7 protein-coding genes are annotated in these 14757 nt (G+C 47.8%); 4 read left to right on the top strand and 3 right to left on the bottom strand.

Translation table 11 applies throughout. The features are described from left to right. Positions 1–180 precede the first annotated feature (180 nt). Positions 181–606: a hypothetical protein gene (locus tag SE18_RS15650; RefSeq protein WP_054535410.1), complete on the bottom strand. Its 426-nt coding sequence runs from the start codon at positions 604–606 to the stop codon at positions 181–183. A 54-nt stretch (positions 607–660) separates the two neighbouring features. Then, the gene (locus SE18_RS15645) at positions 661–6822 is read right to left on the bottom strand and encodes an RHS repeat-associated core domain-containing protein (protein ID WP_054535409.1); all 6162 of its coding nucleotides are present in this window, start codon (positions 6820–6822) and stop codon (positions 661–663) included. A 434-nt stretch (positions 6823–7256) separates the two neighbouring features. On the opposite strand from SE18_RS15645, the gene SE18_RS15635 reads away from it, so the two are divergent. The 3 genes from SE18_RS15635 to SE18_RS26810 all read left to right on the top strand — a co-directional run bounded on the left by SE18_RS15635 (position 7257) and on the right by SE18_RS26810 (position 11917). Further along, entirely contained in the window at positions 7257–9128 is a 1872-nt protein-coding gene (locus SE18_RS15635; protein ID WP_054535407.1) for a hypothetical protein, read from the top strand. A gap of 69 nt (positions 9129–9197) precedes the next feature. Continuing rightward, positions 9198–9905 carry a metallophosphoesterase gene (locus SE18_RS15630; RefSeq protein WP_054535406.1) on the top strand — a complete coding sequence of 236 codons (708 nt, stop codon included), beginning with the start codon at positions 9198–9200 and terminating at the stop codon, positions 9903–9905. 155 nt (positions 9906–10060) lie between these two features. Next, entirely contained in the window at positions 10061–11917 is a 1857-nt protein-coding gene (locus tag SE18_RS26810; protein ID WP_083469938.1) for an endo-1,4-beta-xylanase, read from the top strand. A gap of 73 nt (positions 11918–11990) precedes the next feature. Here the strand turns inward: SE18_RS26810 and pfkB are convergent, their stop codons facing one another. Beyond that, a complete protein-coding gene (gene pfkB / locus SE18_RS15620; RefSeq protein WP_083469937.1) occupies positions 11991–12986 on the bottom strand; it encodes a 1-phosphofructokinase in 996 nt (331 codons plus the stop codon). A gap of 309 nt (positions 12987–13295) precedes the next feature. On the opposite strand from pfkB, the gene SE18_RS15615 reads away from it, so the two are divergent. Beyond that, entirely contained in the window at positions 13296–14300 is a 1005-nt protein-coding gene (locus SE18_RS15615; RefSeq protein WP_054535404.1) for a LacI family DNA-binding transcriptional regulator, read from the top strand. Positions 14301–14757 lie beyond the last annotated feature (457 nt).

Here is a 14757-nt window from a genome sequence, read left to right as displayed (position 1 = left end):
ACGGCCACGACGTGTTCCGGTTGGTAAGATCGGTGCAATTAATGCAAACTGGGCATCGGTTAATTCATGGCGAGCCATACACACCTCCTGCCGGAGAGTCTACCATGGAATTATCAGACAGAGCCTAATATAATAACGTATCCACTCGTTTGAAACAGAGAGGATACGTTATTATATTTTCTACTTTTTAGACCATTCAACTAAAAAAGGTCCAGAGGCCTCTTCTTGTAGTATAATTTTAGTGCTATTTAAATTATCTTTAAAATATATCTTTATAGTGAATCCAGGGTTATTCGCATTTGTAATATAATAATACTCCATATAGTCTTTATCAGATGAAACAAAATTCCATCCATTACTAATTAGATTATCTTTATACCAAGTAATAATATCAATTTTTTTATCATTACTTGAGTATTGTGTAATACGAATTTGCTCCAGATTTGAATTTGTTTCTTTTTCAATTATATCATTGAGATTATTAGGGTATATAAGCCTTGTCGGTATAGCAGGAATATTCTCTATATTCTTAATGTTTTTACCTGAATTATATGCGCAACCATATAATATAATTATTAATATAATAAAATTTAATAACCTAATCATAGTTTACTCCTTAGTGGGTGAGGATTTATAAATCCTCACCCACTGGTTAATTAGTTAACGTAATGCATCATTCACATAGGTATATCGGGTTTTATCGATTGAACTATTGTTATATGTTACCGCTACAAGTGCCTCTGCCCAATCTTCTCGATGGCTAGTTCTAGCATAAGCAGATGCAGGCGTACCTTGAGCATGATAGGTTGGTGTACATTCTCCGTTTTTATCACATGTTTGTCCTTTATAGTAACTACCAGTTGCCTTCATCATTCCATTGGATAAAGCTCCGCCTGTTCGATTATCCCATACGTGTGCAATTTCATGGACGACAGTTTTCCCTAACATACCAATTGAAAATGCATCATCATAGAGCGTAATATTAGCGTATTGAGCTGCTCCAAGCACCCGCTCGTCATGGGTGCTACGAGGATTTATGTGCGATCTGATTAAGTTAATTGGTCCTATATTTGCCTTAAAATCAGCGACTGTCCAACATACGGCGCTAATAAAGTTTTTTAATATCTCTAATATTGATAAAAGTTGTGAATTTGTCCAAACTGCATCTCCTTGATGACTCACGGATATACCATATTCAAGTAAGCTATTAATTGTTGATTGTGGGATTGCTTGAAAACTTGATGGATTATCATCAGAGCTTGAGAAAGTATTATCGTCTGCGGTTGTGAAATCAGCTTCAGCCATATGGCCAGTCGGATCGTTATAGCTTAAAGGGTTATTGAGTACATATGCATAACGATTACGCGTTTGGGGATTGCTTCGATCTATCCCTATGGTATCAGCACTCGTGAAACGGGCAATTGCTGCATCATAGTAGCGAGCGTGGTAAAACAGCAAGCCTGTGCCATCATCTTTGCGTTGACCAGTGTAGCCAAACTCGGTGCTGGTGAGGTTGCCACTACGAGTTGCTCCCCATGGATCATACCGCTCAGCCTCGATCACCGTGCCGCTGCTATTGGTAATTGCGCCGATTGAGCCAAGGTGATCCGTATGGAAATAGATCACACTGCCCCGATTGCTGGCGCTTGGATTGCTGGTGGTTGTGCGGGCAGCAATTCCTGCATAATTCGAAACAACCTTGCCGTCGCTCCAATATTCCACGCTTCCGATGTAAAGCACGCTCTTAACCGTACTGCCTGTTATGGTGGTTTTCTTGACGCGGGCATTGTTGCCATCGTATTTGTAGGTTTCGGTGACCGTATTAGTACTAATTTGGCTTGGGTGGTTTTCGATATTCCAAACGTAGTTGCGACCGCCGCCATTGAGTAGGTTGCCATTGCTATCATACCCATAGCTTTGACTGCCAACGCTCGAAACAGCATGCGGCTTGCCATTGGCATAGCTGTAGTTAACTCCAGCTTTGGTGGTGATATTGCCAATCACATCGTAGCCATAGCTTTGATTAAAGGTTGCGCCCCCAATACAGGCGCTGCTGCTGGCGCTGCTGACGGCACAGGCATTGGTCACCCGATCACGGTGATCATAGCTGTAGCGCATGATTTCATTCGGGTTCAAGGCATCACGTGATGTGATCGTTTGGACATTGCCCGCCAGATCATAGGTAAAGGCGCGACTGAAGCTTTCTTGCAGGAGTACAACGTCATAGGTCTGCATACTGGTCAAGCGTCGTGAGAGCGAATCGTAGCTATAGGTCGATTGTTGCCCATTCCCTAAGAGTTCGTTGGTTTTTTGGCCAAGGGCATCATAGGTTACATTGGTTTGGAACACTTCCCCAAGGTTTGACGTGAGACCATTTTGGCGGCCAGCAGCATCATAGCTATAGGTGATGATTTCGCCGGTTGGATAGACTGATGTGTTGATGTTACCATCCGAGCGATAGGTATTATAGGTGCTATAGGTTGTGCCATCGATTGTTTGGAGAGTGGATTGAATTTCGCCACGTGGCGTGTAGCCAAAGATTGTACTGCCACTAGCATCGCTCATCGTGGTCAGTCGGCCTTTACCATACGGATATAGGCTGCCAAATTGGTCATAGGTATAACTAGAAATGAGGGTACTGCCTTGTTTTTTGGCCGTTACCCGGTTGAGCAAGTCGTATTCGAAGCTCATCGTTTGGTTCTTGGCATCGGTTTGGCTGATCAGGTTGCCATTAACATCGTAGCTGTAGTTCCATGCGCCCATATCGGGGTCATTCATGGTCAATTTACGGCTAGCAGAGTCGTAGGTCATGCTGGTGATGTTGTTATTGGCATCGGTGCTGGTGGTCAACAAATCAAGCGGGCTATAGGCATAGGTTGTCATTCCATAACTGGCCCACGTGGTGGTGTAATTGCCTGCACAGCTGAATTCGCTGAAGAAGGCCCAGCTTGTACAATCGCCGCTTAATTCTTGCACTTGGATCAAACGGCCAAATTGGTCGCTGCGGTGTTGAGTGCGATGACGATTGGGATCGATCGTATCGACCACACTCATGTTGTTGTATTGCCAGTAGCGTTTGGTGGTTTTCGCACCATCTGGCGTGGTTAGGGTTAATACGCGGCCAAGACTATCGTAGGTCTTGGTTGTCCAATTAACCCCGGTGCCTGGAATCGCCGTATATTCCCAGAACGAGCTACTTGTTTCTGCAACATAGCGTGGTTGGGCTTCATGGGTAACTTGGCCCACACCATCGTATTTGGTATCAACCACGATAGTTTGGCTACCATTAACACTTTCTTGCTTGGTTTGAATCTTACGGCCTAAGCCATCGTAGAATTGGCTATCGATGCGCGTGCCACTTAAGCCACTATTTTCGCGGGTTTCCGTCCAATAGTGGAAGGGGATTTTCGCATCTTCATAATGGGCCTTCATCGTTGGCAACGTGCTGCTATCACCTGGTTTGATTAATGCCACCATGCGGCCAAAGGCATCGTATTCGGCGTTCGTTATGTTGCCATTTGCATCAGTCACGCTGGTCAAGGTGCCCATCTGGTAGTTGTAGCCAGCACTTTGATTCAGCGTTGGACTGTTGGTATTGCCCGTTGGTTGGCTGACGCTCGTTGAGAAGGTATGGAAGGTTGGATCAAAGGTTGTGGTAACGGTGCTACTGGTTGAGCCATTGCCTGGTGCACTAAAGGTTGACGTTGTGCCATTGAACAAGCGTGTACCAGGTTGAGCGTAGGTCGTCACCGTGATTGGATTGCCATAGGCATCATAACCATAGCTGGTATCGCTGCTGGTGAGGGTTACGCCGGTTGTGCTGGCTGCGAGTGGCACATTGGTATATTTGCGCACCAAGGTCAGCAAGCCACGCGTTCCCACCGCTTGGGTTGTAACCGCATTATCGTAGCGATTTTCAGTCAAGGCCAACACGCGGTTTTGGCCGTCGCGAATAACTTGGGTGACCAAGCGATCGACGATATAGGCGCTGCTCGTGTTAGGGCTGTAGGTATTGATAGTTGAACGATAGACTGCCCCTGCTACATCCAATTCCTCAACTTTGGTGACATTTCCGTATTGAACGCCACCTTGATTGGCTGGCTCGTAGTAATATTTGGTACGGTTGACGGTTTCGGTTGGCCCACCGGAAGGTGCAGGGTCGCGATTGATCGCGTAGACTTCGTTGGTGTAATCAAACGAACGCCATAAACCAGCCCATGGCGATTCGGAGAAACCATAGAATTCGACGGTATAGTTGGTGAGACTTTCGCGCAGAATCGTGCTTGAGATTCCTTGGCGCTGGACGGTACGATATTCCTTGCCCTTCAAAATTTCGCGGTTCCGAACATTGATGAAACAGGCATCGGTTTCCATCTGTGAGCCATAGACGGCTGGGGTACAGCTCGCATCGCCTTGATAAAAATAGTGATCGGTTTCATTGCCATTTGGATCGCGCTCGGTCACTTTGGCATGGCCGCGAAACTCAGTTTTCGCTTGGTGTACCAACCAACTACTCATATCGCTGTTATTGCGATATTTGTTGTAGTACAAGATCGCTGAGTTGACATAGGTCTGCCCAGTCGTGTCGTTGCTATCGAGCAACGATCCGAGCGTATTGAGGGCTGGGTTGGTATAGCTATAGCTGGTTGGGTAATTATTGCCCCGACCATCATTGAGGGTTTTGCTGGTTACGCGGCGATAATTGGCATACAGCGGCTTATTGATGATAAACCCAATGTTCTCATAGGCAAACGTAATCAAACCGCCTTGGCCATTATTAACTTGGGTCAAACGATTCCATGCGCCATTCGGATAGTGCAACTCAGTACCACGAACGAGTCCATAGGTAAACGTGGTTGCTGGTAGCGCGCTCGTCCCATTATTGCCAAACCGTTGAATACTTTTGAGGGTGAGCTTGCTGGTAGTTGTGTCTGCCGAGCCAATATTATTGGCTTTGATCGATCGATCAGAGTAGGTACTATAGTCGTAGGTGAAGGCATATTGGCGAACCAATTCCCAGCCACTATTCGGCTTACTCAAGACGTTAATCGTATCAAGTTGGCGGGTTTTGCGCGGTGCGCCATTAATGCCGCCTAATTGGTTGCCAGCCCAATCAAACGCTAAGTCATACGCCCGGGCTGAGCTATTAAATTCAACTTTATAGCGGTCAACTGCTCCGGTGGCACTATTTGCGCCCCAGGTAATACTGGTTGGCCAGATCTCACGATCAACTGTGCCAACAATGCCATTACATGCCGTGCGTTGTTGGCTATCGCGGCTGTAGTTGTAGGTGATGGTATTGTTGTTGACATCGGTAATGCTGCTAAGCAACCATTGGTAGGTTTCCATGCTCGCAGCCCCATCGATCAAACAGCTATCCCAGCCCCACCATGTATCTTCGATAAATTCGTATTTGGTGCCATCTTTGGCCCAAATCCGCCAGCCATAGCGTTTGAGCGGGTTGCCATAGCGGCTCCCACCACGGGTCGCGGTCGAATCGCCAAGCTCAAAGGCCGTGACTTTAGCGAAACTTTCATTGACCGGAGTCCATGTCCAATGAGAGAGGTTTGCCTCGACTGGTGTCCCAACCAGTGCCGCGCCACGAGTCACATCAAAGGCCATGCCACCAAATGAAAGTGAGTAGTAGGTGCGGCCATCAGCAACTTTATTAGCTGATACCGACCCAAGTTCAAGGCTCCAATCACGCCCAACCCAGCCTGCTTGGCTCAACTGGCGTTCACCACTCTTGCCATCACTACTGCTGCTACTGTAGCTTAACGCAACATCAGGCTTGATGCCTGCTGGGCCAGCAGGTACATCAATCGGATATGACGAACTGGCAGCACCAGTGAAGAGGCTGGTTTGCCAGCTTTGTAGACTTGGCAAAAAGGCTTCTGAGGGCGACGAACCATCAGTTAACTGGAATGGTGCTCCCGCATTAATGCGCGCCGTAACGGTGCGCGTTTCGCGATCAAGGCTCGCTGGGATTGCCTGCCACGTTTTAGCCGTTTCATCGTAGGTCATCAGGGTTAGATCAGTGGCTGCAATGCCAAGCGCGAAGAGTTGGGCTTCGGTATAGCGCACCTTTAGCGTCATTTCGCCCGCTTTGGCGTTCGTGGTGATGCGAAACGGTGGCAGGCCCCGCTTTGGGTTGGGTTGCACATCGGTAACATTAGGGGTGAGGGTTACGGTTGTATCGGCTGTTGGCTTGGCAATTGCCACTTCAATGGCTGCATCAGGGGTGCGCAAACTGGTTGCAGTGCTGCCCCGGCTGGCACTAATCGATTGAGCCTTGGTTGGATTGACGACAAGTGCGCCGGTTCGTGATTGAACTGGCTGCTCAAGTTTGCTTGCACTCAACGAGGCGATCGTTTGAACCGTGCCATCGGTCGTGCCATTAACCTGAAGTTTGACGGTCAAGGTTCGGCTATCGCGGGCGGCCAGCATTGCCAATGACCATTCCCAGTGGCTGCCATCGGCGGAAAGATTATCACGCGTGAGTGGCGTGGTGTTGGCTGGTATTGGCAAGCGCACTACTACATTGGCTGCGGGAATAGCCCCAACATTCTCCAGATACACCGTCAAGCCTAGAGTCTGACCAACGCTGACAAATGATTGATCTACCCGTACGTTCAGCGCTAAACTGGGGGTGCTGCGCTCACGGACAGCTGTAATCGGTGTTGGTTCTGGATTGGTTGGCGGTAGCGTTGGATTAACATCACGGGATTGAGCGGCAAGCGGTGAAGCCGGAATGCTAGAAGCGGTTACCGCTGCTAATAAGGCCCCTGAAACACGTCGTTTCAGGCGTGAGGATATGTTCATAAATGCTCGCTTATCTAAAAGGAGATACGGCAAATAAGCCTAGCGCATCTGATGATGCGGCTAAGAATGGGCGGCCAACACAAATAAGCGTGCGCAATCAGGCAAAAAGATTGCCTAACAGCTCGTATTTAATTGAGATTAAATGGAATACAAAGAACTCTCTTGTTCTCATTAGCGATTGATGGTCTCAACATCAATTGGATGTCCTCATGCAAAGGACATAACCTTCCACAGCTCAAACAACTCGTCTTTGCAGCTTCCTCCTAGCTCAAAATACTCATCAGCGCTATTGTATATGCTTTATTTCGAGATTGCAAGTAGAAATTCTAACAAAATACTAACTTTTTTGGCAAAAGGTTAAAGTACTGATAGAACCGCAATCATCGAGTACAATCTACGCTATTCGCTCATTGCTCTGGGATTGAGGTTGGATCATGGTGTTCAAGCGATTGGCTCAGGTTGGATTAGGCTTGGTTGGGCTTAGCATTGTGCTCTTTTTAGGTAATCTGTTAAGTTTGCGCTTGTTCGGGCCAACCCAACAGATTGATATTGGCAATTGGGGTGATCAAAATAGCTTTGCTGGCGGCTTTGAGCAAGAGCAAAATAGCCAAGGCGAGACCTATCGCTGGACGCAAGCACAGGCTTGGATTCGGCTTCAGGGCTTGAATTCAGCGAATCCACGCTTGCTTAGTTTGCAGGTTGGCGGTGTTCCTCCGCGTTTGCCCTTAAGTGCAACGCTGCAAATTTCTACCTTAAACGCCAGTGTTGTGCTGCCATTAGCCCAAACCGCACGCAACTATCAGCTGTTAATTCCAGCAACCAACCAGCAAGATTGGCAGGTTGAGCTGCGCGTGCCAACCCAACAAGTCTTGCCTGATCCGCGCTTCTTGGGTATTCGGCTTGATCATGTGCAGCTTCAAACGCCTAGTAATGTTTGGGCTAGCAGTACTTGGCAATTATTGCTCGTGCAAGTGGCGATTGTTAGTAGCTTGATTGGTTTGCTGCTGTTGCTAAAGGCCGACAAGCTGACAATTGCTGGGCTAAGCTTGCTCTCGATTGGCAGCCTTAACCTGATTACCGGCAAGTTTGTGTTGGTTGCGTGGGCTTGGCAATTACGTTTATTGATCGTCATGCTTGCTGCTACATTGATCATTTGCTGCTTACGCTCATTAATTCAAAGCCAGATTCGACCATTACTTTCCAAGCAAGAATATCGTTATTTGATTATTTTTAGTGTAATTACATTTTTTATTCCGCTCATCAGTATTCTTTTTCCTAATTTTGGCTCACACGATCGCTTAATTCATGCTGATCGCTTGGATCAGGTTGCCCAAGGTTCAGGATTATTATTAGATAAATTATATGAATTTCAAGGCCGCGAAACAATTACTCCAACTACGTTTTATCTTTTAGCCTTGCCACTCAAACTTTTACTTCAAAATAATGGCGTCATTATTGAAGGGTTGTATACATTTTTGCATGCATCGAGTGGTTTGCTTGTTGCCATTATCTTATTGCGCTGGAAGGTGCGGCCTAGTATTGCCTTGGCTGCAATGATTTTTATTTCAGCCATGCCATTACAATTAACCATTCTTTGGTGGGGATTTGCGCCACAAATTGTTGGCCAATGGTTGGTGCTGTTGTTTTTAGCTAGCCTGAGTTTTCAAGCCACGCCTCAACCAAACCTATGGACTATTGGTCTCGTAAGTTTGGCCCTGTGGATGCATAACGGAGTTGCGTTACTCACAGGAGTCTGGCTGGCTAGCTATTGGGTCTTAGGCTTTGTGTTTGATGTTGCCCAGCGCAAGCACTATCGGGCTTGGCTAATCTGCTTAATTGGCATTAGTCTGTTTGGGTTGCTGGCAATTTATATCGATCTTTTTACCACGACTGGCACAACTCAAGCGCAACCAATGAGGATTACTACCCAACTAACCGCAGTTATTAACGGTCTATCAGCAAGTTTTGCTCCATTTGGAATTATTTTTATTGCTACTGTTTTCCTCTTGCCATTTATCAAGCTAGAAAAATCGCTAAAATTATTGTTTTTGGCTAGTATTCTAACATTTTTTGGTTTTATCTCGATTGATCTTTTGTTAGGTGTTCAAGTACGGTATGGCTATTTTATAGTGCCATTTTTATTGATGCTGAGTCTAATATTTATTGATCAATGCTTATTTGTTGTTAAATATGTAGATTATGGGTTGATTATCCTAGCATTGATAATCTATGGCTCTAGTTTGGCTGCTTGGTATGATGCAATTGTGCTTGGGGTAAAGCCAAGTTTGTTGGGGCTGACCCATTAGCCCAGAATGCCTCGATCAAGCGAGCTATGCTACAATAGCTGCTTAGAACAATCTGCTAGGGCTGATATTATGCGAATCTGGGCTATTGCCGACTTGCACCTTGCTGGCGGGCAGGATAAACCAATGGATGTCTTTGGCGCTCATTGGCGTAATCATGCAGCAACCATTGCCAAGGCTTGGCACGAATCTGTTGCCGCCGATGATTTGGTCTTGATCGCTGGCGATATTTCATGGGCCATGCATCTCAACGATGTGCGCGCCGACCTCGCTTGGATCGACTCGCTCCCAGGCAAAAAAGTCCTTTGCAAGGGCAATCACGATTATTGGTGGAGCAGCAAAAACAAGGTTCGCGCGATCTTGCCTGCATCGCTGCAGATTGTCGATTGTGATGCAATAATCGTTGATGAAATTGTGGTGTGTGGTACGCGCGGTTGGGCTGTGCCAGGCGACCGCGATTTTGATAAAACCACCGATCAGCGAATTTATGAGCGCGAGCTTGGCCGCTTAGAACGCGCTTTGGCCGGAGCGCAAGTCTTGGCCGAGGATGTGCGCCCGATTTATGTGTTGCTGCATTTTCCCCCTTTCCGCGATGGCCAGCCGACCGAATTTGCCAAACGGATTGCCGCTGTCAACGCACACACTTGCGTCTATGGCCACCTCCATCAAGCAGAGCAATGGGCCAATGCTACCACTGGCCAGATTGAAACAGTTTTCTATCAATTAACTGCCTGTGATGCCCTCGGCTTTAAACCACTGCTCTTAAGCGATAATCCTTAATTTTTTTCTAAAGAGCCTCTTGACAAATGCCTATTCCTTAATATATCTTTACTTTGGGAGCGGTCTCAAGATAAAACTTAACCGTGATGCTGCTTAAACGTCGTTGCTATCATCATCCCAACCTGCCGCATCGCACCTGTGATCAAGGAGGATCGATGAACAGCCGACGACGGTACTGGTGGATCGCAGTGATGCTCGGATTGATACTCGGCCAATTCGCTTGGTCGCAATCAAGCAGTGGCCAAACGAGTGCCCAAACGCTGCGCGCAGCTGCTGGCTCATTCTTAATTGGCAGCGCTGCTGATAGCGATTTTTGGAATTTTAGCGATGCTGCGCAATATGAGGCAATTTTGGGCGGCCAGTTTAATATTTATACCCCAGGCAACCAACTCAAATGGGATGCGGTGCATCCGCAACGCACAAGCTACAATTTTGCTCCGGTTGATCGCCATATTCAAATTGCTAAAAGCTATGGCCAGCAAATCCATGGCCATACCTTGCTGTGGCATCAGCAAAACCCAGGCTGGGTTGCCAACCAAAGCTGGACAGCCAGCGAGCTAACCGCCATTTTGTATGATCATATTGACATGGTGGTTGGGCGCTACAAAAACGACATCGCAATTTGGGATGTGGCCAACGAAGTTTTTGATGATAGTGGCGTTTATCGACGCTCGTTTTGGTATAACACCATCGGCCAAAGCTATGTAGAGTTGGCCTTCAAACGGGCGCGCCAAGTTGATTCCGATGTGGTGCTAATTTACAACGATTACAATATCGAAGAAATTAATGCCAAATCTAATGCTGTGTATGCTATGGCCAAAGACTTTTTGGCGCGTGGGATTCCGATCGATGGAATTGGTTTTCAGATGCACTTGCTTGGCTCAGGGATTAATTACAATAGTTTTGCCCAAAATATGCAGCGTTTTGCTGATTTGGGCTTGAAAATTTATGTAACTGAGGCTGATGTGCGCTTGCAATTGCCAGCAACCAGCGCCAGTTTGGCTCAACAAGCAACGGTCTATCAAAATGTGCTTGATCGCTGTTTGCGTCAGCCAGCTTGCCAAGCCTTTCAATTTTGGGGCTTTAGTGATAAATATTCGTGGGTTCCAGGGACTTTTCCTGGCTATGGCGCTGCCTTGATTTACGATGAGCAGTACAATCCTAAGCCAGCCTATACGGCAATTTACAACCGCTTATTGCAAGGTCGCAGCACTACGCCAACCCCAACGCCAAACGCAACGAGCACGCCTACGGCTCAGCCAACTACTACGGCTGTGCCAACCAATACCCCAACGGCGAGCGCAACCCCAACCCAAACTGCTCCGCAACCAAAGTTGATTTTGAGTGCACCTAGTCAAGTGACGCTTGGGCAAGTGTTTACTTTGACGATTCAGTATGTGAATATTGGCTTGCAATATACGACTGTAACCAGCAGCCCAGCTGGCTTGGTGCAGCTCGATCCGCCGTTGAGCATGCCTTGTAAATATAACCAACACCCAACTCAATGCAAAAATATTACCTTTAAAGCAACCGCGCTTGGTACGGTGCAATTGAATGCTAGCGCAACCGGCGAAGTGCCGATTGCTGGTGGCGGCTGGACATGGGGCGGCGCGCTGGCCCAAAATCCAGTCAATGTTACGATTGTAAATAGCACCCCAACCCCAACCCCAAGCCCAACGCCCACTGGCAATGCTTGCAGTGTCAACTACGCGATTGGCAGCCAATGGAACAATGGTTTTATCGGAAATGTCATCGTGACGAATGCCAGCAACACGCCAATCAATGGCTGGGCCCTCAATTGGAATTTCGCTGGTAATCAACAAATCAACACCACTTGGAATAGTAATCTAAGCCAGATCGGCAATGCTGTGGTTGCTGGTAATCTTGGCTGGAATAGTGTGATTGCACCGCAAGGCTCAGCCTCATTTGGCTTCCAAGCCAGCTATAGCAGCGCAAATGCAGTTCCAACCAGCTTTAGTTTGAATGGAGTTGCCTGTAGCATCGTGCCATAAATAACGAGATCGTGACTTAATGGAGCAAAGCCCTTCGCCCACGACAGCACTGAGGGGCTTTGCTTGCTAAGTTTTAGAGCGGAACCCCTTTGAGTTGGCTGCTATTCCATTGTAAACCATCATGGTGGGCGTTGCATGGGCGCACCACTACCTCGGCCTGAATTTGCACAACAATCTCATTCGCAGGTAAGTTGCTGCCAAGTTGGGTGATTTTGGCTGCTGCGAAAGCGGTCGCCAAGCGCGCACTCGCTGCCAGATCCAGCCCTTGGGTTTGGGCTGCAACAAGGCCTGCAACCATCGCATCGCCTGCGCCAACAGTGCTTTGAACAGCAACGCTTGGCGGAATTGCCACCAAACTTTGTTCTGCATCGATAAACAGCGCCCCATGCTCGCCCATCGAAATTACGACGACTTTGATGCCATGATTCAAGAGTTCGCGGCCTGCTTTTTCTGCTGCTTGTTCGCTGGTAAGCTGGTAGCCTACAAATTGCTCAAGCTCTGCAAGGTTGGGTTTGGCGATGGTTGGGGCGGCTGCAAGCCCATAGCGCAAGGCTTCGCCACTGGTATCCAAGACTACTTGCTTGCCTGCTGCCTGAATAATCTCGATCAATTGGCCATAAATGGTGCTGGGAATGCCTGGTGGCACGTTGCCAGCCAAAATAAACCACTGATTATTTTCAGCAGATAAGCGCGTTATTGTCGCGTGGATTGCTTCCAATTCAGCGTTGGTCGGGGTTAGGCCTGGCAAATTGATTTCAGTTGTGCGTTGGGTTTGTTGATCGCTAATTTTGATCCCAACTCGTGGCTGGCCTGGAATGCGAATAAATTGATCGTCAATCTGTTTTTCGGCAAACAAGCGATCGAAGATTTCGGCGTTTTGATCGCCTAAAAAACCAGTTGCGACGACCCTATGGCCGGTGGCGGCCAAAAGTGAGGCGACGTTTACGCCTTTGCCCCCAGCGTGGTTTTTCAGGTCATAGGCTCGATTAACGGTTTCAAGCTGAAAATCGTTGATAAAAATCGTTTGGTCGATGGCTGGATTGAGGGTTAATGTCACAATGCTCATCATTGCTGTACCTCAGCAATACTGCGTCATGCCCCAGCACGTTGCGGCAATGCTTGTAAATTAGCTACTGTTGATTGCTGGCCTAAAGCCTGCTTTCAGGCTTTAAAATGAATGTAATCGATTACAAAGATTTTGTCAAAATGAATGGATTGATGCACGCTTATCGACTGATTAACAACCAGAGAACAGAATTATTATAGTAATTAATTATGTAATCGATTACATAATCTTTCGAGAAATACTGCTAGCATCTGCTATAATGGCGCAAGCGTTTTCAGCCATGCAATCGACGACTGCCAAGGGGAGTGAGCCATGTCCAGCATCAAAGATGTTGCCAAAGCAGCAAATGTTTCGACGGCGACAGTTTCGCGGGTGCTTGCCAAGCATCCCCATGTACGTCCAGCGCTGCGCGAACGGGTTTTGGCGGCAGTGGCCCAGCTGGAATATCGGCCTAATTTGATTGCCCGTAACTTGCGCTCGCAGCAATCGAAAACCTTGGGCTTGATCGTTTCCGATATTCGTAATCCCTTTTTTACGGCAGTTAGTCGGGCGGTTGAAGATACAGCGTATGCCCATGGCTACAATCTGCTGCTCTGCAACACCGATGAGAATCCCGAAAAAGAGCTCCTCTATTTGCAACTGATGGGCGCTGAACAAGTGGCTGGGGTCATTTTCTCGCCCACCTTGCAAACGCTCAATCGCTGGCATGAGTTGCATTTAAGCTTTCCCACGGTGTTGATTGATCGTTCGCTTCGCAGCGGCGATGTTGATGCTGTGTTGTTGGATAATCTGAGCGCAGGCTCGCTGCTCGCCCAGCATTTGCTCAGCCAAGGCTATCGGCGAATTGGGGCGATCTTTGGTGAGGCGAGCACAACCGGCCGCGAACGCCAGCGCGGGTTCGAAGCTGCGTTACACGATGCAGGGTTAAGCATCCAGCCTGAATATGTGCGTTTTGTACGCCCGCAGAGCGAGGCTGGCTATCACACAACGTTGGAGTTGTTGGGCCTGCCCGAGCCACCACAAGTAATTTTTACCAGCAATAGTTTGCTGACCGCTGGTGCGTTGCAAGCCATCCGCGAACAGGGTTTGCACATTCCAGCCCAAATTGGTTTGGTTGGCTTCGATGATACTGCTTGGGCAAGTTTGGTTCAGCCTGCGATCACCGTTTTAGCGCAACCAACCGATGAAATTGGCCGTTCGGCGACTGAACTGCTCTTGCAACGGGTTGCTGATCCGCAGCGTCCAACCCGCAAAATCATTTTGCAAGGCGAGTTGATCGTGCGCGAATCGAGCGTTGAACAACGGGGAAGAACATAGAGCAAAGAACATAGAACATAGCAAATGCGAAGAATCGAGAAGAATGTTTTTAGCCACAGATTGCCACAGATTATTGAGATTATGTTCCGATAGCCAATAGCCCTCAGCCAATAGCCCTCAGCCAATAGCCCTTCATCCTTCATCCCTCATCCTTCATAATTTCGTAGCTCTGCGTCGCTGCGTTAAAATTGATCCACGAAGGACACGAAGAGCACAAAGGACGTTTTTAGCCACAGATTGCACAGATTATCAATATCTCAAAGCCAATAGCCCTCAGCCAATAGCCATTGTCTGATCCCCGACCCCTGATCCCTACTCCTATGTTCTATGTGTAATGGTACAATAGATTAACGACCATCTGCGTCGATCGCAGCGCTCCCCTCGGAGTTTATCATGGGATTACATCGTAATGCCGCACTGACCGTGCGCCAACGCCAAGAACTACAACGCCTGCGCC

The sequence above is a fragment of the Herpetosiphon geysericola genome, assembly GCF_001306135.1.
Classification (GTDB): domain Bacteria; phylum Chloroflexota; class Chloroflexia; order Chloroflexales; family Herpetosiphonaceae; genus Herpetosiphon; species Herpetosiphon geysericola.
This window is presented reverse-complemented; position numbering and strand designations above follow the sequence as displayed.